Genomic DNA, 16,120 nt, shown 5'->3' with positions numbered 1-16,120 from the left:
CATGGGCGGTGCGCCACCGCTGCCCTCCGGCATCTGACAGTCGCGGATCCTGGTGCCTTCAAACCGGTGCGCCTGCAGGCGGGCTTCACGGTCCACCACGACGACATCGTCCGAAGACCCGCCGAGCAGATCCGACCCTTCGTTGCGCAAGGAGACGACGTATGTCGCTGGTTTCCGAAAACTTACGCCCCGCCCCCGCCCCCAAGGTTGCAACCGACGACGACATCCGCGACGTCCTGGCTCTCGTCACGCCAGAGGACTATCAGGCCGCCTGCGATCGGCTGGCCCGCATGTACGGGCTGCGATACCGCGAGACGGCCGGGCATCCGCTCAACATCAAGACCATCATCAAAGGCCGCGACATCACCTTTGCGCAGGGCGTTTCCCTGTCGTCGCGGATGTTTATGCTTCTGCACAGCCTGGGGCATTATTTCTTCATCTGTGCGGCGAAGGATAAGAAGATCGAGCGTTATTCTTACATATACGATCTGCGCGGCGTGCAGTCTGCGCTTCACTACTATGAAACCGAAGGCCAGGCCAACGGGCTGGATGCGCCGCCGGAGATGACCGATCAGAAGCGCAAGGATCGGGTGTCGTTCGAAGTCGGCGCCAATAATTTCGCGACCGACCTGCTCCGCCATATCGGTTTTGCCAGGGGCGAGACGGTCGTGCGGACCTACGAGGCCGGGGACATCAACTACATCGTCGACGTCTCGGGCTATGGCAAGAACGCCATCGTGCCGACCGACGGCGATTATCTGCGCAAATATGTCTGCGCCGGCCTGACGATCGATCCCGACGACACCTGTGACGACGGCGTCTACGATGCAACCAGCTTCCGCGTCGACGGCATCGACTGGGATTACATCGAAGACATTAAGCTGGAAATCCATTTCTTCTAGGATTGTGCGACGGGAGATCGACCATGCCTGATGCCGTATCGGCCGCGCTCGACGCACGACCAACAGTTGCCGAGGCAGAAGAAGCCGTCCGGACACTGCTCCGCTGGGCCGGTGATGATCCGGACCGCGAAGGATTGCTGGGGACGCCGGGCCGGGTCGTGCGCGCCTATGGCGAATTCTTCGCCGGCTATGCGATGGAGCCGCAGGAGATTCTGGCCCGAACCTTCGAAGAGATCGACGGCTACGACGAAATCGTGGCGCTGCGCGACATTCGGTTCGAAAGCCATTGCGAGCACCATATGGTGCCGGTCGTGGGAACCGCCCATGTCGCATATCTGCCCCGGACCCGGGTCGTGGGCATTTCGAAACTGGCGCGTGTCGTCGAAGGCTCTGCGAAACGGTTCACCATCCAGGAGAGGATGACGGCGCAGATCGCCAATGCCATCACCACGGTTCTCGACCCGCGGGGCGTTGCAGTCGTCGTCCAGGCATCACACCAGTGCATGACCACGCGCGGCGTGCACAAGCCGGGCGTCGCGATGATCACCAGCCGGATGACCGGCGTTTTCCGGGAAGATCCCGGGGCGAGGCTGGAGCTTTTCTCTCTGCTCGGCATGCGGCCCGGTGCCGGTCCGGAGGGGGCCTGTTGACGTCGACCAGTGCCTTGAATGGCGGCCAGGGAAGCAGAGGCCAGGGAAGCAGCGGCCAGGGAAGCAGCGGCACGGGCGCCTGGTTCGCGGTTCTGTGGGTCTGCCTGTTCATCATCGGTTCGGCGGAAGTCGTCGCCGGGCCGATGATGACGGTGATGGGCGCCCATTTCGGCGTGCCGTCCAGCCGCATCGCGCTTCTTCCGGCCGCCTATGGTCTGGTCTACGCGGCGGTCGCACTTGCCGCAGGCCCGCTCGCCGACCGCTTCGGTCGGAAACAGATGTTGACCGCGGGCCTGATCGGTCAGGCCGTCACGCTCTCGGTCCTGCCGCATTGCGGCAGCCTCACCATCGCGGTCTGGCTGTCGGGACTGGCGGGGTGCAGCGCCGCGATCATCCAGCCGAACGCCTTGACCATTGTCGCCGACCAGGCGCCACCCGATGAGATCGGCCGGCGGCTCGCCAGGGTCTTTGTCGGGCTGATGGCGTCTTTCGTGATCACTCCGGTCGTGGCCGGCTGGATGGCGAGCGGCATAGGCTGGCAACATGCCTACCATGCCCTTGGCGCGACGGCGTTTCTCTGCGCCATCGGGGTGGTCGCCCTGTGCCCGCCGGGCAAGCGGGGGCGTCCGGCATCCTTCTTCGCCACGCATGGCGCCGCCCTGCGAACGCCCGGCGTGCGGTCCGGTCTTGCGACCAGCTTTCTGTGGCTGGGATGTGCCGCCGGCTTCGGCGCCATCGTGGCCAATGTCGCGGCCCGCAGCCTGCCGATCACGACCGCGGGGGTGGGGCTCATCGCGGCGTGGTTCGGGTTTGTCGTCATCCTCGGCAATCTCTGCGGCCATGCCCTTGAACGGCGCTGGCCAGGCCGGGCGCTGCCGGCCCTTGCTGCCGCCTCGGCCATCGGCATCGCCCTCTTCGCCCTGCCCGCGGGCTCACCCTGTCTTCTGGCAGTTGCAGGAACACCCTGGGCCTTCGGCTACGGGGCCGCGGGGCCGCTTCATCACGCACGTCTGAACCATCTCTCGGAACGGTGGCGCAGCACGATCAATTCCTATCACGCCAGCCTGCTCAATCTTGGAATCTTCGCGGTGTCGGGCCTGTATGCCGTCATGACACCGTACCTGTCGCCCGGCTGGTTCTGCGTGGTCATCGCCGGTCTCTGTTTCTCGGGAACGGTCTTCATGCCCGGCACGGGGCGCAGCCTTGCGAGAGCGCGGCTCGGTTCCGGTGATCCCAGGACGAACCAACCGAAAAAGCAAGGTGGCGTATGACCGGAAGCACTATCGCGCCCGTATGTCATTGAGCCCGGAGCCTGAGCCCCAGATCATCGCGGCCCCAGATCATCGCGGCGGCGGCCGGACAGGGGATAGATCAGGATCTGACGGAAACGGCTCTCGATCGCCTCGACGAGTGCAAAGGCGGCGCGCGGGTTATGATCGGCGACATAGAGCGCAATGCCTTCCAGATCCGCCGCCGCCTGCGGAAGAAGCCGAAGCTTCATACGTCGTCGGAGAGGCGGGCGCGCAGCTTCTCACGAAGTCCCGCGAAGATCTCTTCGGCGTCGATCGACGGGCCGCTGTCGATACCAGCCTGAACCAGATCGCGCAATTCGTCGACCGTGTAGCCCAGCAGATCGCGACGATCGTGCCATTCGCGCACGGCCTCGCCGATCACCTCGCTGGTCGAGGCGTATTGGCCCGTCTGCACCGCATCACGGACCGCCCCTGCCATGTCTGGCGGCAGGACAACCGTCATCTTCTCGACGTCCGCCATGGCGCACCTCGTTCACCAATCGTTCTAAAGACTAAGCGATCCACGCCGTAGCGGCAAGGCCCCAGCGGGGCCGATCCCCTCTGCCCCAACCGCATTACCCCTTCCCCCCACCCCTGATGCATACTGCCCGCCGCCACGCACAGCATCGTGAAGGGGTCCATGGCGACGGGGTGGAAGAAGGCCGGCGCGGTCTGCGTCGGGGTGGTCGGGTTCGTGCTGGCCTGCATGGCCGGCAGCTGGCTGTCGGCGGTGACCGGGATCGGGCTGCCGGGGCAGATTCTGGCGGTGCCGATCGTGCTGGCGGTGCTGGCCTGGGTGCCCGTCGCGCGGCGGCCGATCGAGGCGGCGGGGGATGTTCTGCTGCCGCTGCTGGGGCTGTTCCTCATCCCGCCCGCCACCCGGGCCCTGCAGGCGATGGTGGATGATCCCGGCCGGCTGCCGGGGTTGGTGGCCGCGATCGCCCTGACCCTGCCGGTGACGGTGGCGGTGACGGTGGGCGTGTTCACCCGCCTCCGGCGGCAGCCGCCGATGCCGGTGGCGGCGCGCGAGGATCCTGGCCATGACTGATCCCGTCGCCGAGCTTCTGGCCTGGGCCGGGGCGCTGTCCTGGCAAGGCGTGGCGCTGCTCGCGCTCACCTTCGCGGCCTGGGCCGCGGCGCGGCGGTTGTGGGCAGCGGCGCGAGGCTCCGCCTTTCTGACCCCGGTGCTGACCGCGGCGGTGCTGATCATCGGCGTGCTGACGGCGACCGGTGTGCCGGTCGGGGATTACGGCCGCGCGACCACGCCGCTGTCGGCCGCCCTGCTGCCGGCGACCGCGGCCATGGCCGTGCCGCTCTGGCGGATGCGGGCCTATCTGCGGTCGGTCTGGCGGCCGCTGGTGGCGGGCACGGTGGCGGGCGGCGCCACCTCGTTCCTCGGCATCTTCCTGATCGGCCCGCTGCTGGGCCTGCCCCTGGCCGACCAGCTGGGGCTGGGCCTGCGCGCGGTTACGGCGCCGGTCGCGATCCCGCTGGCACAAAGCCTGGGCAGCACCATGGACGTCACCATGCTCGGCATTCTGGGCAACGGGTTGTTCGGGGCGATGGTGACGCCGCTGCTGGCGCGGCTGGCGCTGACCCGTCTGGCCGGCGTTCGCGACGATGACCGCGTCACCGGCTTCACCCTCGGCCTCACCAGCCATGCGATCGGCGTGGCCCATGCCGCCCCCCGCGGCGGCGACATGGCGGCGATGGCGGCGGCCGGCATGCTGGCGAACGCGGTCTGCACGACGCTGATGGTGGTCCCGCTGCTCTGACCGCGGCCCGGCCTCAGCCCTCGACCGGAGAGGTTTCCACCGGAGAGGTCTCCACCGGGCAGGCCGGCCCCTCAAGGCCGATATCGGCCAGCCGCCGCTTGAAATCCTGCGCCAGATCCTGAAGCGTCACCGCCTCCAGCCGGGCGCGCAAAACCGCCTCGGCCGCGGCCAGCGCGCCCGCCAGCGCCGCATCCACCGCCTGTTCCACCAGGCAGTCCGGGTTGTCGTGGGCAAGGCCGATCGCGAAGATGGCAGGGTCGCCCACCGCCCGGTGCACATCCAGAAGCGTGATGTCGGCCAGCGGCCGGGCCAGGGTCCAGCCGCCGCCATGGCCCTTTTCCGAGCGCACATGGCCGGCCTCGCGCAGGCCGGCCATGGTGCGGCGCACCACCACCGGGTTGGTCGACAGCATCGCCGCGATGGCGTCCGAGGTCATCGGGCCGTCATGGCGGTTCATGTGGATCAGCACATGCAGCATGCGCGACAGGCGACTGTCGGATCTCATCGCGTGGGTCCGGGCGGTCAAGGGTGGCAGGCGGGCTCCGATCCCTTCATCCCATCATGCAGCCCCGTCACGCAAGAGCGGAAGCGACATGAGTCTTGACCGGCTGGACACGCCACTCCTAAAGTTACGTAACTTCGAACGATACGTAATCAGGAGAGATCCATGCGCTTCGACGCGATCGTGGTCGGTGGCAGTTTTGCGGGGCTGGCGGCGGCGATGCAGCTGGCCCGGGCGCGGCGGCAGGTGGCGGTGATCGATGCCGGCCAGCCGCGCAACCGGTTCTCGCCCGCGCTGCACGGCATGCCCGGGCAGGATGGTCGCACCCCCGCCGCGATCCTTGGCGAGGCCCGCGCCCAGCTTGCCGCCTATCCGGCGGCAACGCTGATCGGCGGCGAGGTAGCGACAGCGGCGGCCACCAGCGACGGCTTTCTGGTGCAGCTGGCCGATGGCCGCGAGATGACCGCCGCCCGGCTGATCCTGGCCCACGGCCTGACCGACGCCATGCCCGGCGCCGGGGCCGGCCGCAAGCTGGCCCCGGCCCTGGCCGAACGCTGGGGCCATGGCGTGCTGCACTGCCCCTATTGCCATGGTTATGAGACGGCGGGCGGGCCGCTCGGCGTGCTCGCCACCCGCCCCGACATAGCGGCGCATGCACTGCTCTTCACCGATTGGGGGCCGACGACGCTGCTGCTGGACGGCATCCCCGCCCCCGATGCCGAAACCGCCGCCCGCCTGACCGCGGCCGGGGTGACGATCGAGACGGTGCCGGTGGCGGAGCTGCTGGGCCCCGCCCCCCGCCTCAGCGGCATCCGCCTTGCCGACGGCCGCGAGCTGCCGATGACCGGCCTGTTCGTGGCCCCCGAGACGCGTTTCACCGCCCCGCTCGCACAGGCGCTGGGCTGCAGGATCGAGACCGGCCCGACCGGCCCCTGGATCGCGACCGACGACTGGGGCCTCACCTCGGTGCCGGGCGTCTATGCCGCGGGCGACATCGCCTTTCCCATGCACAATGCCAGCCTGGCCCTCGCCTCGGGCGTGCGGGCGGGGGTGGGCGCGCATCGGTCGCTGGTTTTCGGCGCCTGACGGCGCGGTCAGGCCGGCAGGCCCGCCTGTTTGCGCAGGCTTTTGTCGAAGGCTGATTCCGGCACGAACCGGCGGAGCAGCCGCACCCGGCCTGCCATCTTTCCGGCGGTGTAGCGCAGCTTCGGGGTGGCGGCCCGGGCAGCCTTCAGCACGGTCTGTGCCACGATATCGGGGGGATCACCAGCCGTCACGCCCCTCTGCATCAGCCGTTCGGCCTGCGCCCGGACCTCGTCATAGATCGCAAGCGGCTGATCCGGGGTCATGCCATGGGCATCGAAGCCGGTGCTGGTATAGGCGGGTTCGATCAGCACCACCCGGATGCCGAAGCCGCGCAGCTCGTGATCGAGCGATTCGGAATAGCCCTCGATGGCGTGCTTGCTCGCCGCATAGATGGCGTTGTAGGGGGCGGGGATCACGCCCAGGATGGAGCTGATGTTGACGATCCGCCCGGCCCCCTGCCGGCGCATCGCCGGCAGCGCCGCCCGGGTCATCCGCATGGTGCCGAAGACATTCACGTCGAACAGGGCCTGGGCCTGCGCGACCGACGATTCTTCAGCCCCGCCGGTCACGCCGATGCCGGCATTGTTGACCAGCAGATCGATCCGGCCGGCCTCTGCCAGCACATCCCCGATCAGCCGCGCCACCGAGGCATCATCCCGGACATCGGCGGTGCGCATGGCGACACCCGCCGGGCCGGCGGCGGGCGTTTTGCGGCTGGTGCCGTAGACACGGTATCCCGCCTGCAGCAGGGCGGCGGCCGTCGCGTAACCGATGCCCGAGGATGCCCCCGTCACCAGGGCGACGCCGGCACTGACTTTGTTCATGGGTACGACATCTTTCTGCTGGCCCGGCGACCGACGCCGGGTGGGGTCATCCGCGATCGCGGGTCAGGCTGGCGGCGGCGGTATCCAGGAAACGCTTCGACAGATCGGGGTCATTCACGACGCGCGACAGGATCAGCGCGCCGACCATGGTCGACAGCGCAGCCATCGCCGCGTCTTCCGCGCCCCCGCTCTCATCCGCGCCCATCAGGCGGCGAAGGTTGTCGAGACGCTCTCTGATCCCCTCCTCGAACGATGCCCTGACGGTGCTGCCCTGTCTGGCGGCATCGGTGCCCAAGGCCGCGATCGGGCAGCCCTCCGGGGTCTCGTCGCAATGCTCCGCACTCAGGTAAAAGGCGACGGCCGCCGCGAAGGGATCCTCCGGCGCTGCCGCCAGGGCATCCGACCAACGGTGGGAGACGCTCTCGAACGCCCGCCGGGAGGCCTGGGCCGCCAGATCCTCTTTCGAGGCGAACTGTTTGTAGAAGGCGCCCTGGGTCAGCCCGGCGCCCTTCATCAGATCCTTGAGACCGATGCCGTCGAAACCGTGTTCGCGGAACAGGCGGCTGGCGACATTGATGACGTTTTCCCGATTTTCCGCGGCCTGAGCCCGGCTGACGCGCATTGCCATTCTCCGTCTTTTTAGATTGTGTTCGACATCTATAACCTATATAGCGGTCGTATGCAATCTATTCGGACGGGGACATCGGGCATGACGGCAAAATTCCGGGCTGCACTTTGGGGGCTGGCGGTGGCAGGGGCAGGGGTGGCCGGCTTCGCGGCCCTGTCCCTGCGCGCAGACGAGGCCGCGGCCGTGACCGACCCGCGACAGGCGCCGCAGACCGTCAGGCTGGCGACGGCCCGGGTGGTCGGCGGATCCGAGCGTGGCTTCACCGGCGTGATCGGCGCGCGGGTGCAGAGCAATCCGGGCTTCCGCGTGCCCGGCAAGATCATCGAACGCCTGGTGAATACCGGCGAGGCGGTCAGGGCCGGCCAGCCGCTGATGCGGATCGACGACAGCGATCTTCAGCTGGCCCTGACCGCCCGGCGCAATGCCGCGGCGGCGGCCCGCGCGGTCTTCGTTCAGGCGAAGGACGACGAGCGGCGCTATGCCAACCTGGTGAAGAACGGCCTGGCCGCCAGCCCGCAGCGCTATGACCAGGCCAAAGCCGCCCTGGACAGTGCGGCCGCCCAGCTTGCCGCGGCGGAAGCCGAGGCCCGTGTGGCCGAAAATGAAGCGGCCTATGCCGTGCTGGTCGCCGAAGCCGACGGAACCGTGGTCGAAACGCTGGGCGAGCCGGGACAGGTGGTCGCGGCCGGCCAGACGGTGATCCGCCTTGCCTGGTCGGGGCCGCGCGAAGCCGTGGTCAGCCTGCCGGAAACGGTCCGCCCCGCGATCGGCTCGGTGGCGGAGGCCACGCTCTACGGCGACGGGGCGCATCGCTATCGGGCGCAGCTCCGTCAGCTCTCCGACGCCGCCGATCCCCTGACCCGCACCTATGAGGCACGCTATGTGCTGGAGGGCGAGGCCGCGGCGGCTCCGCTGGGTGCGACGGTGACCATCCGGATCGCCGGCCGCGCGGCCGAAGCAGAGGTCGAAGTGCCGCTCGGCGCCGTGCTCGACGACGGGCGGAAAACCGGCGTCTGGGTCTTCGATCCCGCCGCCTCGACCGTGCAGTTCCGCCCCGTCCGCCTGGTGCGGCTGGGCAGCGAAACCGCGGTGCTTGCAGGGGTGCAGCCGGGCGACGCCGTGGTCTCCCTCGGTGCCCATCTTCTGCGCGACGGCGCCGAAGTCAGGGCTGCCGCCGCAGTCGGTGGGGGGCAGTGATGCGCTTCAATCTTTCCGCGCTCGCCGTGCGCGAACGCGCGGTCACGCTGTTCTTCATTCTTCTGCTGATGGCGGCCGGCGCCTATGCCTTCCTGAAGCTCGGCCGGGCGGAGGACCCCAGCTTCACCATCAAGACCCTGACGGTTACGGCCGCCTGGCCGGGCGCAACCGCGCGCGAGATGCAGGATCTGGTGGCCGAACCCCTGGAAAAGCGCCTCCAGGAACTGGCCTGGTACGACCGGGTGGAGACGACCGCACGGCCGGGTTATGCCTATATGACCGTCACGCTGAAGGACAGCACGCCGCCTTCGGCCGTTCAGGACGAATTCTATCAGGCCCGCAAGAAGCTGGGAGACGAGGCCGGCAACCTGCCGCCCGGCGTCTACGGGCCCTTCGTCGACGATGAATACGCCGATGTAAGCTTCGCGCTCTATGCGCTCAAGGCCGAAGCCATGCCGATGCGCCAGCTGGTCCGGCAGGCGGAAATCGTCCGCCAGGATCTGCTGCATGTGCCGGGGGTGGAGAAGATCAACATCCTGGGCGAGCGCCCCGAGCGGATCTTCGTCGAATTTTCCCATGACCGGCTGGCGACGCTCGGCATTCCGGCGCAGGCGATCATCGCCGCGCTGCAGCGTCAGAACCCCCTGACCCCGGCCGGATCGATCGAGACCCGGGGCCCGCAGGTCTTCATCCGGATCGATGGCGCCTATGACGGGGTTCAGGCGATCGCCGACACGCCGATCGTCGCCGGCGGGCGCGTGCTGAAGCTCTCGGACATCGCCGGGATCCGCCGCGGCTACGAGGATCCGCCCGGCTATCTGATCCGCCATGACGGCAAGCCGGCCATCATGCTCGCCGCGGTGATGAAGCAGGGCTGGAACGGGCTCGAACTCGGCCGGGCGCTGGAAGAGAAGACGGCGGCCATCGCCGGCGGCCTGCCGCTCGGCATGACGCTCGACAAGGTGACCGACCAGGCGGTCAACATCACCTCGGCGGTCGACGAATTCATGCTGAAGTTCGCGATGGCGCTGGGCGTGGTGCTGCTGGTCAGCCTGCTCAGCCTCGGCTGGCGGGTCGGTATCGTGGTGGCGGCGGCCATCCCGCTGACGCTCGCGGTCGTGTTCCTGATCATGCTGGAAACCGGCCGGTTCTTCGACCGCATCACCCTGGGCGCGCTGATCCTGGCGCTGGGGCTTCTGGTCGACGATGCCATCATCGCCATCGAAGTCATGGTGGTGAAGATGGAAGAGGGCATGGACCGGATCAGGGCGGCGGCCTATGCCTGGAGCCACACCGCGGCACCGATGCTCTCGGGCACGCTCGTCACCATCGCCGGCTTCCTGCCGGTCGGCTTCGCCCCCTCCACCGCCGGCGAATATGCCGGCAACATCTTCTGGGTGGTGGGCTTCGCCCTGATCGTCTCGTGGATCGTCGCCGTGATCTTCACCCCCTATCTGGGCGTGAAGCTGCTGCCCGCGATCAGGCCGGTCGAGGGCGGCCATCACGCCATCTACGACACGCCCAATTACCGGCGTCTGCGCCGCTTCATCGCGCTGGCCATGCGCCACAAATTCCTGACCTGCGGCATCGTCGTCGTCGCCTTCGTCCTGGCGGGCATGGGGATGGGCGGGGTCAAGCAGCAGTTCTTCCCCAGCTCCGACCGCCCGGAAGTGCTGGTGGAGGTCCGCCTGCCCGAAGGCAGCAGCATCGAGACCACGACCGGTGCCGTCCGCAAGCTTGAACACTGGCTGGACAGCCAGCCCGAGGCCCGGATCGTCACCAGCTATATCGGCCAGGGGGCGCCGCGCTTCTTCCTGGCCATGTCGCCGGAGCTGCCCGACCCGGCCTTCGCCAAGATCGTCGTGCTGACACCCGATGCCGAGGCGCGCGACGCCCTGAAGCACCGGCTGCGGGCGGCCGTGGCCCAGGGGCTGGCGCCCGAGGCCTATGTGCGCGCCACACAGTTCGTCTTCGGCCCGCCCTCGGTCTTTCCGGTCGAATTCCGGATCATGGGCCCCGATCCCGCAACACTCTACAGCCTCTCGGAACAGGTGCTCGCCGTCATGCGCGGCATTCCCGAGGTGCGAGAGGCCAATCGCGACTGGGGCAATCGCACCCCGGTGCTGCGCTTCGTGCCCGACCAGGACCGGCTGAACCTGATCGGCCTGTCCCCGGCCGAAGTCAGCCAGCAATTGCAGCTTCTGCTGTCGGGCATCACCGTCACCGAGCTTCGCGAGGACATCCGCAACGTCGCCGTGGTCGCACGCAGTGCCGGCGGCGAGCGGCTGGACCCCACCCGTCTCGCCGATTTCTCCCTGACCAGCCGGGACGGCCGGCAGATCCCGCTCGACCAGATCGGTCATGCCGAAATCCGCCTGGAAGAGCCGATTCTGAAGCGCCGCGATCGCATCCCCGTCATCACCGTGCGGTCCGAGATCGACGAGACCACCCAGCCGCCCGAGGTCTCGAAACAGGTCATGACGGCCCTTCAGCCGCTGATCGCCACCCTGCCGCCCGGCTATCGCATCGAAATGGGCGGGTCGATCGAAGAGGCCGGCAAGGCCAATGCCGCTCTGGTCACCATCTTCCCGGTCATGATCGCGGCCACGCTGATCATCATCATGCTGCAGGTGCGGTCGTTTCCGATGCTGGCCATGGTGATGCTGACCGCCCCGCTCGGCCTGGTCGGCGTGGTGCCGGCGCTGCTCGCCTTCAACCAGCCCTTCGGCTTCAACGCCATCCTGGGCCTGATCGGCCTGGCCGGCATCCTGATGCGCAACACGCTGATCCTGACCGAGCAGATCAAGGAGAACCGCGCCGCCGGGCTCGACGCCTATCACGCCGTCATCGAAGCGACGGTGCAGCGGGCGCGGCCGGTGATCCTCACGGCCCTTGCCGCGGTGCTCGCCTTCATCCCGCTGACCCATTCGGTGTTCTGGGGATCGATGGCCTATACGCTGATCGGCGGCACGGCCTGCGGCACGCTGCTGATCCTCCTGTTCCTGCCGGCGCTCTACGCCGTCTGGTTCCGGATCAGGCCGACATGACGGAGGTATCGGTGACCGCTCCCCACCCGCCGCGCGCCAAACCCCCGCACGCCAGTGCCAACGAGATCCGCGCCCGCATCCTGCAGGTGGCGGAGGAGAGGTTTCGCCGCATCGGCCATCTCAAGACCTCGATGGCCGACATCGCCGCCGAACTCGACATGAGCCCGGCCAATCTCTACCGCTTCTTTCCGGCCAGGCAGGCCATTTCCGACGCGATCTGCCATCGGGCCGTGAAGGAGATTGCCGACATCGCCTTCGCGATCGCCCTGATGGACATGCCGGCGGCCCTGAAGATCGAACGGCTTCTGACCGCGGTTCATCGATACAATCGGGCACGCTTTTTCAACGACCGACGCATGCACGACATGATCATCGCCGCCAGCCGGACCAATACCGTCATCCTTGCGGTCCATCTCGACCGGATGGAGAAACTGTTCGAATACATCATCCGGCAGGGGATCGAAGCCGGAGAGGTCGAGGCCGGAGAGGTCGAAGGGGCATGTCCCGCACAGGCGGCGCGGGCCCTCAACGGATCCTTTGCCATCTTCCTCGACCCGGCCCTGATCGAGCATTGCCTGCGCTACGATCCGGACAGCGACGTCACCCTGCGGGAGCGCCTTCGCATCGTTCTGCCGGCCCTCCTGCCGGCGGTCCTCACCTCAACCCTTCCACGGTAAGATCCAGCTTGGTCAGATCCACCCCGAAGGTCGCCTGCGCGCCCCGCGCCACCGCCTCGCTGACCCGGCGTTGCAGGTCGGGGCGGTCGCGGGCGGCGCTGGCATGGCGGGAGATGATGACCGCCTGGACGATCATCGATTCGGCCAGTTCCTGTTTCTCGGCATCGCTCGCCCGGGTGAAGCCGGGGGTGGCGCCGATCGCCGCCGCCAGCTGGTCACGCAGGCCGCGCATCACCTCGGGCGCCGGGTCGGCCTCGCTGCCGCGCACGGCGCCCCAGGCGGTGGAAAGATAGACCGCCATGGCGTCGGCGACGTTCTCCGGTCGCATGCCATAGGGTTTCAGCCAGTCGCGGGCGGCGGCGATCACGTCGTTATCGGTCAGCAGCCGGTCGAGATTGTCGGCGGCCCCGGCGTCATGGGCCCGTAGCCGGTCGACGAAGACGTCGAAATTGCGCCGGCGCACCGCCGGGTCCGGCCGGTAGCTCAACACCTCGTCCGGGGCCGGCAGCCGGCCGGGCGGCAGGCTGCCGTCCAGCCGGGGCGCCAGGGCGCGCGGCGTAACCGGGGCCTGCGACGGCCGGTTGGTCAGGGCCGCGAGCTTCAGCGGCCCCTGATCGGCGCGGGCCGGCATGGCCACCACCAGCGCCCCCAGAACGAGCAACCGCAGATGGGGCAGGCGCAGACGGGCCGTTTTGGGAAGACGGATGGGCATCACCACACTCCTTCTGCCTGATTCCAACCTGGAGACGGGCGTGTGGCATCGGTGGGGTCATCCTGCGACCGTTTGGTGACGGCGCCGGCCGATCAGCAGCGCGATCAGGAAGCCCGCCCCCGCCGCACAGCCGCCAATCAGGAAGACCGGGCCATAGCCGGCGCGATCGGCGAGCAGCCCGGCCAGCGGGCCGGTCAGGCCATAGGCGAGATCCTGGAAGGCCGAAAAGCCGCCCAGCGCCGTGCCCCGCAGATGCGGCGGCACCAGATGCACCACCTCGCGCCCCATGGCGGGAAACACCATCGAACAGCCGAGCCCGGTAAGGAAGGCGCCGGCCAGCGCCAGCTCCGGCAGCGGCGCCGCCCAGATCAGGATCTGACCTGCCGCCTCGACCGCCAGCGAGGCGGTGGCGACCGGCAGCCCGCCCAGCCGGTCGGGCAGATGGCCGAACAGGATGCGCACCAGCACGAAACCGGCACCGAAGGCGGCCAGCCCCAGCCCGGCATGGGCCCAGCCCCGGTTCAGGAACAGCAGCACGAAGAAGGCGCCGATCGCGGCGAAGCCGATGCCTTGCAGGCAGACGATCAGCCCGTGCCGCCAGATCCGCCCCATCACCGACAGGAAAGACGGGCGCGCGGCATCGGGATGCGGGGCCACCCCCGGCATGGCCGCGACGGCGATCAGGCCCAGGCAGGGCAGCAGCGCCGCCACCGCCATGGCCCCCATGAAACCCGCATGGTCCATCAGCAGCAGGCCGAGCGGGCCGCCCAGGCCCAGCGCTCCATAGATCGCCGCCCCCACCAGCGCCAGCACCCGGCCGGCCCGTGCCGGCCCGGCAATGCCGATGCCCCAGGCGACCACGCCGACGCCGACCAGGCTCTCGCCCAGGCCCACCAGCAACCGACCGGCGAGCAGAACCACAAATGCAGTTATCGGCGCGAGTGATGTCAGCCCCGCCAGAAGCGAGACCAGGGCACCCGCGGCATAGAGCGCCAGGCCGCGCCCGACCGCGATCTTCGCGCCCGCGCGGTCCGATATCCGCCCGGCCGGGCCGCGGGTGAGGATGGTGGCGAGGAAGGCGATGCCCACCGCCAGACCGGCCTGAAGATTGCCCAGGCCCAGCCCGTCGGTGACCTGCACCGGTACCACCGGCAACGGGATCGCGACGCAGAGATACGAGAGGAAAAGAACGGCAACCAGCAGCAGAAGCCGCGCCTGCGCACCGGCTGAAGAGGTCGTCATGGGACGCTCCACCACAAGGAAGGGCGGGAAAGAGGCGGCCGCCGATGGTCAGCCAAGCCGCATCGACAGTTCGACATCGCCGCCAAAGGGCACCGACAGCCAGCCATTGGCCGGGTCACGGATCCGGGCCAGATAGTCGGGGGCGTGTTCGGCATTGTCGGCCACCACCAGGGCGCCGGGGCGGAGATGCGGCTCGATCAGCGCCAGGATCTCGGCATAGAGCACCTTGGCGCCGTCGAGCAGCACCAGATCGATCACGGGCGGCAGATCGCGGGCCAGCGTTTCCAGCGCATCGCCCTCGCGCAGCTCGACCAGATCGGCAAGGCCGGCGGCCCGCAGGTTGTCGCGCGCACGGGCGGCCTTGGCGGGCTCGAATTCAGTGGTGATGATCCGGCCCGCACCATCCGCACCGGCCGTATCACGCAGCGCCGCCGCCAGATGCAGGGTCGAGATGCCGAAGGAGGTGCCGAATTCGACGATCGTCTGCGCCTTCAGGCTGTATGCAAGCATGTAAAGCAGACGCCCGGTTGTGGGCGAGACCGGCAGCGCGACCTCGGCCAGACCATGATAGAGATCGCGATAGAGGCTTCGGCTGCGCATCAGCCGATCGCGCTCTTCGGCAGAGAGCCGGGCCAGGGCCGGCGGGATTTCCGCCGCGGCGGCCTCGGTGAACAGGCGGTCGAGCAGCGGCGCCACGGGCGCCGTGGTCAGGGTGGACATGGGGCAACATCCCTCTCGGACACAGAGATTTCAGGTCTCGGGGGTTTCGGGTCTCGGTGATTTCGGATTGAGAGGGGCGCCGCCTCGCCCTAAGAATATGACGAGATCGTCGCATTCACGCTAATCGCATTGGCGGAGCCCCTGATGCCCCCTGACCCAACCCCGCGGATTTCCTTGCGAAAGCGCCCGCAGCAGGCCCGGTCCGAAGGGCTGGTGGCGGCAATCCTGGAAGCGGCGGTTCAGGTTCTGACGACCGAGGGCGCGCAGCGTTTCACCACCGCACGGGTGGCGGAACGGGCGGGCGTGGCCGTGGGCTCGCTCTACCAGTATTTCCCCAACAAGGCGGCGATCCTGTTCCGCCTGCAAAGCGATGAATGGCAGCGGACCGGCCGCCAGATGCATGCGATCCTGGCCGACACCACCCGCACGCCCGCCGACCGGCTGCGCGATCTGGCAACCACCTTCCTCCGCTCGGAATGCGAAGAGGCCGCCATCCGCCGCGCACTCGACGACGCCGCCCCGCTCTACCGCGACGTGCCGGAGGCCCGCGCCGCCCGCGCCTGGATCCACGACACCCTCGCCGCCTTCATGCGCGAAGCCCTCCCCGACGCCGACGACGCCCGCCGCGCCCTGATCGGCGAGCTGATCCTGCGCACCCTGAAATCGGTGGGACAGGACTATTCGGAAACCCCACGATCCGACGCGGAAATCGCGGCGTTCGGGGGGGGGTTGGGGGAGATGCTGGTGGGGGGGTTGGGGGGTGGTGGCACGACGCAGCCAACAGGTGACACTCACCCCACACTGCGTCTAAAATCTACCTAGGCGGGTATCCGTCAGGGGAGACGCGGCCGGTGCTCGGCTGTGCG

18 protein-coding genes are annotated in these 16,120 nt (G+C 68.6%); 10 read left to right on the top strand and 8 right to left on the bottom strand.

What is annotated here, in order from left to right; all coding sequences use genetic code 11:
* Positions 1-161: 161 nt before the first annotated feature.
* The 3 genes from CMO28_RS27915 to CMO28_RS27905 are packed head-to-tail and all read left to right on the top strand — an operon-like array spanning position 162 to position 2,823.
* Positions 162-902 (top strand): hypothetical protein, encoded by a 741-nt coding sequence (locus CMO28_RS27915; protein WP_296720278.1) that lies wholly within the window; start codon positions 162-164, stop codon positions 900-902.
* 23 nt (positions 903-925) lie between these two features.
* Positions 926-1,552 carry a GTP cyclohydrolase I FolE gene (gene folE, locus CMO28_RS27910; protein ID WP_296720277.1) on the top strand — a complete coding sequence of 209 codons (627 nt, stop codon included), beginning with the start codon at positions 926-928 and terminating at the stop codon, positions 1,550-1,552.
* Positions 1,549-2,823 (top strand): MFS transporter, encoded by a 1,275-nt coding sequence (locus tag CMO28_RS27905; RefSeq protein ID WP_296720316.1) that lies wholly within the window; start codon positions 1,549-1,551, stop codon positions 2,821-2,823. Before folE ends, CMO28_RS27905 begins: the two co-directional genes overlap by 4 nt.
* Before the next feature lie 53 nt (positions 2,824-2,876).
* On the opposite strand, the gene CMO28_RS27900 is transcribed toward CMO28_RS27905, so the two are convergent.
* Together CMO28_RS27900 and CMO28_RS27895 are read right to left on the bottom strand one after the other, a co-directional pair.
* On the bottom strand, positions 2,877-3,053 hold the full coding sequence (locus CMO28_RS27900) for a type II toxin-antitoxin system RelE/ParE family toxin (RefSeq protein WP_296720275.1): 177 nt from the start codon (positions 3,051-3,053) through the stop codon (positions 2,877-2,879).
* Positions 3,050-3,325, bottom strand: a complete 276-nt coding sequence (locus CMO28_RS27895; protein WP_296720274.1) for a type II toxin-antitoxin system ParD family antitoxin — start codon at positions 3,323-3,325, stop codon at positions 3,050-3,052. The genes CMO28_RS27900 and CMO28_RS27895 overlap by 4 nt, the downstream gene beginning before the upstream one ends.
* A 159-nt stretch (positions 3,326-3,484) precedes the next feature.
* Between CMO28_RS27895 and CMO28_RS27890 the strand changes: the two genes are divergently transcribed.
* Together CMO28_RS27890 and CMO28_RS27885 are read left to right on the top strand one after the other, a co-directional pair.
* The gene (locus tag CMO28_RS27890) at positions 3,485-3,892 is read left to right on the top strand and encodes a CidA/LrgA family protein (RefSeq protein WP_296720272.1); all 408 of its coding nucleotides are present in this window, start codon (positions 3,485-3,487) and stop codon (positions 3,890-3,892) included.
* Positions 3,885-4,619 carry an LrgB family protein gene (locus tag CMO28_RS27885; RefSeq protein WP_296720271.1) on the top strand — a complete coding sequence of 245 codons (735 nt, stop codon included), beginning with the start codon at positions 3,885-3,887 and terminating at the stop codon, positions 4,617-4,619. Before CMO28_RS27890 ends, CMO28_RS27885 begins: the two co-directional genes overlap by 8 nt.
* A 13-nt stretch (positions 4,620-4,632) precedes the next feature.
* On the opposite strand, the gene CMO28_RS27880 is transcribed toward CMO28_RS27885, so the two are convergent.
* Positions 4,633-5,124, bottom strand: coding sequence for an Rrf2 family transcriptional regulator (locus CMO28_RS27880; protein WP_296720269.1), 492 nt, complete (start codon positions 5,122-5,124; stop codon positions 4,633-4,635).
* A 162-nt stretch (positions 5,125-5,286) separates the two neighbouring features.
* Here CMO28_RS27880 and CMO28_RS27875 point away from each other — a divergent pair, with 162 nt between their 5' ends.
* Positions 5,287-6,207, top strand: a complete 921-nt coding sequence (locus CMO28_RS27875; RefSeq protein WP_296720268.1) for an NAD(P)/FAD-dependent oxidoreductase — start codon at positions 5,287-5,289, stop codon at positions 6,205-6,207.
* An 8-nt stretch (positions 6,208-6,215) separates the two neighbouring features.
* Here CMO28_RS27875 and CMO28_RS27870 read toward each other — a convergent pair whose 3' ends face one another.
* On the bottom strand, positions 6,216-7,031 hold the full coding sequence (locus CMO28_RS27870; RefSeq protein ID WP_296720267.1) for an oxidoreductase: 816 nt from the start codon (positions 7,029-7,031) through the stop codon (positions 6,216-6,218).
* 46 nt (positions 7,032-7,077) lie between these two features.
* Positions 7,078-7,653, bottom strand: a complete 576-nt coding sequence (locus tag CMO28_RS27865) for a TetR/AcrR family transcriptional regulator (RefSeq protein ID WP_296720266.1) — start codon at positions 7,651-7,653, stop codon at positions 7,078-7,080.
* A gap of 87 nt (positions 7,654-7,740) precedes the next feature.
* Between CMO28_RS27865 and CMO28_RS27860 the strand changes: the two genes are divergently transcribed.
* From CMO28_RS27860 to CMO28_RS27850, 3 genes are read left to right on the top strand one after another with little or no spacing between them, the layout of a single operon-like run.
* The gene (locus tag CMO28_RS27860; RefSeq protein ID WP_296720265.1) at positions 7,741-8,856 is read left to right on the top strand and encodes an efflux RND transporter periplasmic adaptor subunit; all 1,116 of its coding nucleotides are present in this window, start codon (positions 7,741-7,743) and stop codon (positions 8,854-8,856) included.
* Positions 8,856-11,903 (top strand): efflux RND transporter permease subunit, encoded by a 3,048-nt coding sequence (locus CMO28_RS27855; protein ID WP_296720264.1) that lies wholly within the window; start codon positions 8,856-8,858, stop codon positions 11,901-11,903. Before CMO28_RS27860 ends, CMO28_RS27855 begins: the two co-directional genes overlap by 1 nt.
* A gap of 11 nt (positions 11,904-11,914) precedes the next feature.
* Complete coding sequence (locus tag CMO28_RS27850; protein WP_296720263.1) at positions 11,915-12,580, top strand: TetR/AcrR family transcriptional regulator; 666 nt, start codon at positions 11,915-11,917, stop codon at positions 12,578-12,580.
* On the opposite strand, the gene CMO28_RS27845 is transcribed toward CMO28_RS27850, so the two are convergent.
* From CMO28_RS27845 to CMO28_RS27835, 3 genes are read right to left on the bottom strand one after another with little or no spacing between them, the layout of a single operon-like run.
* On the bottom strand, positions 12,558-13,292 hold the full coding sequence (locus tag CMO28_RS27845) for a DUF6683 family protein (protein WP_296720262.1): 735 nt from the start codon (positions 13,290-13,292) through the stop codon (positions 12,558-12,560). The two genes, CMO28_RS27850 and CMO28_RS27845, sit on opposite strands and share 23 nt — an antisense overlap.
* Positions 13,293-13,349: 57 nt before the next feature.
* Entirely contained in the window at positions 13,350-14,534 is a 1,185-nt protein-coding gene (locus CMO28_RS27840; protein ID WP_296720261.1) for an MFS transporter, read from the bottom strand.
* A gap of 48 nt (positions 14,535-14,582) precedes the next feature.
* Positions 14,583-15,254: an O-methyltransferase gene (locus tag CMO28_RS27835; RefSeq protein ID WP_296720260.1), complete on the bottom strand. Its 672-nt coding sequence runs from the start codon at positions 15,252-15,254 to the stop codon at positions 14,583-14,585.
* A gap of 144 nt (positions 15,255-15,398) precedes the next feature.
* Between CMO28_RS27835 and CMO28_RS27830 the strand changes: the two genes are divergently transcribed.
* Positions 15,399-16,076, top strand: a complete 678-nt coding sequence (locus CMO28_RS27830; RefSeq protein ID WP_296720259.1) for a TetR family transcriptional regulator — start codon at positions 15,399-15,401, stop codon at positions 16,074-16,076.
* Positions 16,077-16,120 lie beyond the last annotated feature (44 nt).

Origin of the sequence: Tistrella sp. (assembly GCF_002684955.1) — a bacterium.
Lineage (GTDB): Bacteria > Pseudomonadota > Alphaproteobacteria > Tistrellales > Tistrellaceae > Tistrella > Tistrella mobilis.
The sequence above is the reverse complement of the archived record's forward strand: the minus strand, read 5'-3'. Positions and strand labels throughout refer to the sequence as shown.

Excerpts from the sequence above, each read along its gene's own strand:
- CMO28_RS27830 (WP_296720259.1), top strand. The coding sequence starts at position 15,399 with ATGCCCCCTGACCCAACCCCGCGGATTTCCTTGCGAAAGCGCCCGCAG.
- CMO28_RS27895 (WP_296720274.1), bottom strand. The coding sequence starts at position 3,325 with ATGGCGGACGTCGAGAAGATGACGGTTGTCCTGCCGCCAGACATGGCA.
- CMO28_RS27845 (WP_296720262.1), bottom strand. The coding sequence starts at position 13,292 with ATGCCCATCCGTCTTCCCAAAACGGCCCGTCTGCGCCTGCCCCATCTG.
- CMO28_RS27840 (WP_296720261.1), bottom strand. The coding sequence starts at position 14,534 with ATGACGACCTCTTCAGCCGGTGCGCAGGCGCGGCTTCTGCTGCTGGTT.
- CMO28_RS27885 (WP_296720271.1), top strand. The coding sequence starts at position 3,885 with ATGACTGATCCCGTCGCCGAGCTTCTGGCCTGGGCCGGGGCGCTGTCC.
- CMO28_RS27860 (WP_296720265.1), top strand. The coding sequence starts at position 7,741 with ATGACGGCAAAATTCCGGGCTGCACTTTGGGGGCTGGCGGTGGCAGGG.
- CMO28_RS27900 (WP_296720275.1), bottom strand. The coding sequence starts at position 3,053 with ATGAAGCTTCGGCTTCTTCCGCAGGCGGCGGCGGATCTGGAAGGCATT.
- CMO28_RS27865 (WP_296720266.1), bottom strand. The coding sequence starts at position 7,653 with ATGCGCGTCAGCCGGGCTCAGGCCGCGGAAAATCGGGAAAACGTCATC.
- CMO28_RS27880 (WP_296720269.1), bottom strand. The coding sequence starts at position 5,124 with ATGAGATCCGACAGTCGCCTGTCGCGCATGCTGCATGTGCTGATCCAC.
- CMO28_RS27835 (WP_296720260.1), bottom strand. The coding sequence starts at position 15,254 with ATGTCCACCCTGACCACGGCGCCCGTGGCGCCGCTGCTCGACCGCCTG.
- CMO28_RS27890 (WP_296720272.1), top strand. The coding sequence starts at position 3,485 with ATGGCGACGGGGTGGAAGAAGGCCGGCGCGGTCTGCGTCGGGGTGGTC.
- folE (WP_296720277.1), top strand. The coding sequence starts at position 926 with ATGCCTGATGCCGTATCGGCCGCGCTCGACGCACGACCAACAGTTGCC.
- CMO28_RS27855 (WP_296720264.1), top strand. The coding sequence starts at position 8,856 with ATGCGCTTCAATCTTTCCGCGCTCGCCGTGCGCGAACGCGCGGTCACG.
- CMO28_RS27870 (WP_296720267.1), bottom strand. The coding sequence starts at position 7,031 with ATGAACAAAGTCAGTGCCGGCGTCGCCCTGGTGACGGGGGCATCCTCG.
- CMO28_RS27875 (WP_296720268.1), top strand. The coding sequence starts at position 5,287 with ATGCGCTTCGACGCGATCGTGGTCGGTGGCAGTTTTGCGGGGCTGGCG.
- CMO28_RS27915 (WP_296720278.1), top strand. The coding sequence starts at position 162 with ATGTCGCTGGTTTCCGAAAACTTACGCCCCGCCCCCGCCCCCAAGGTT.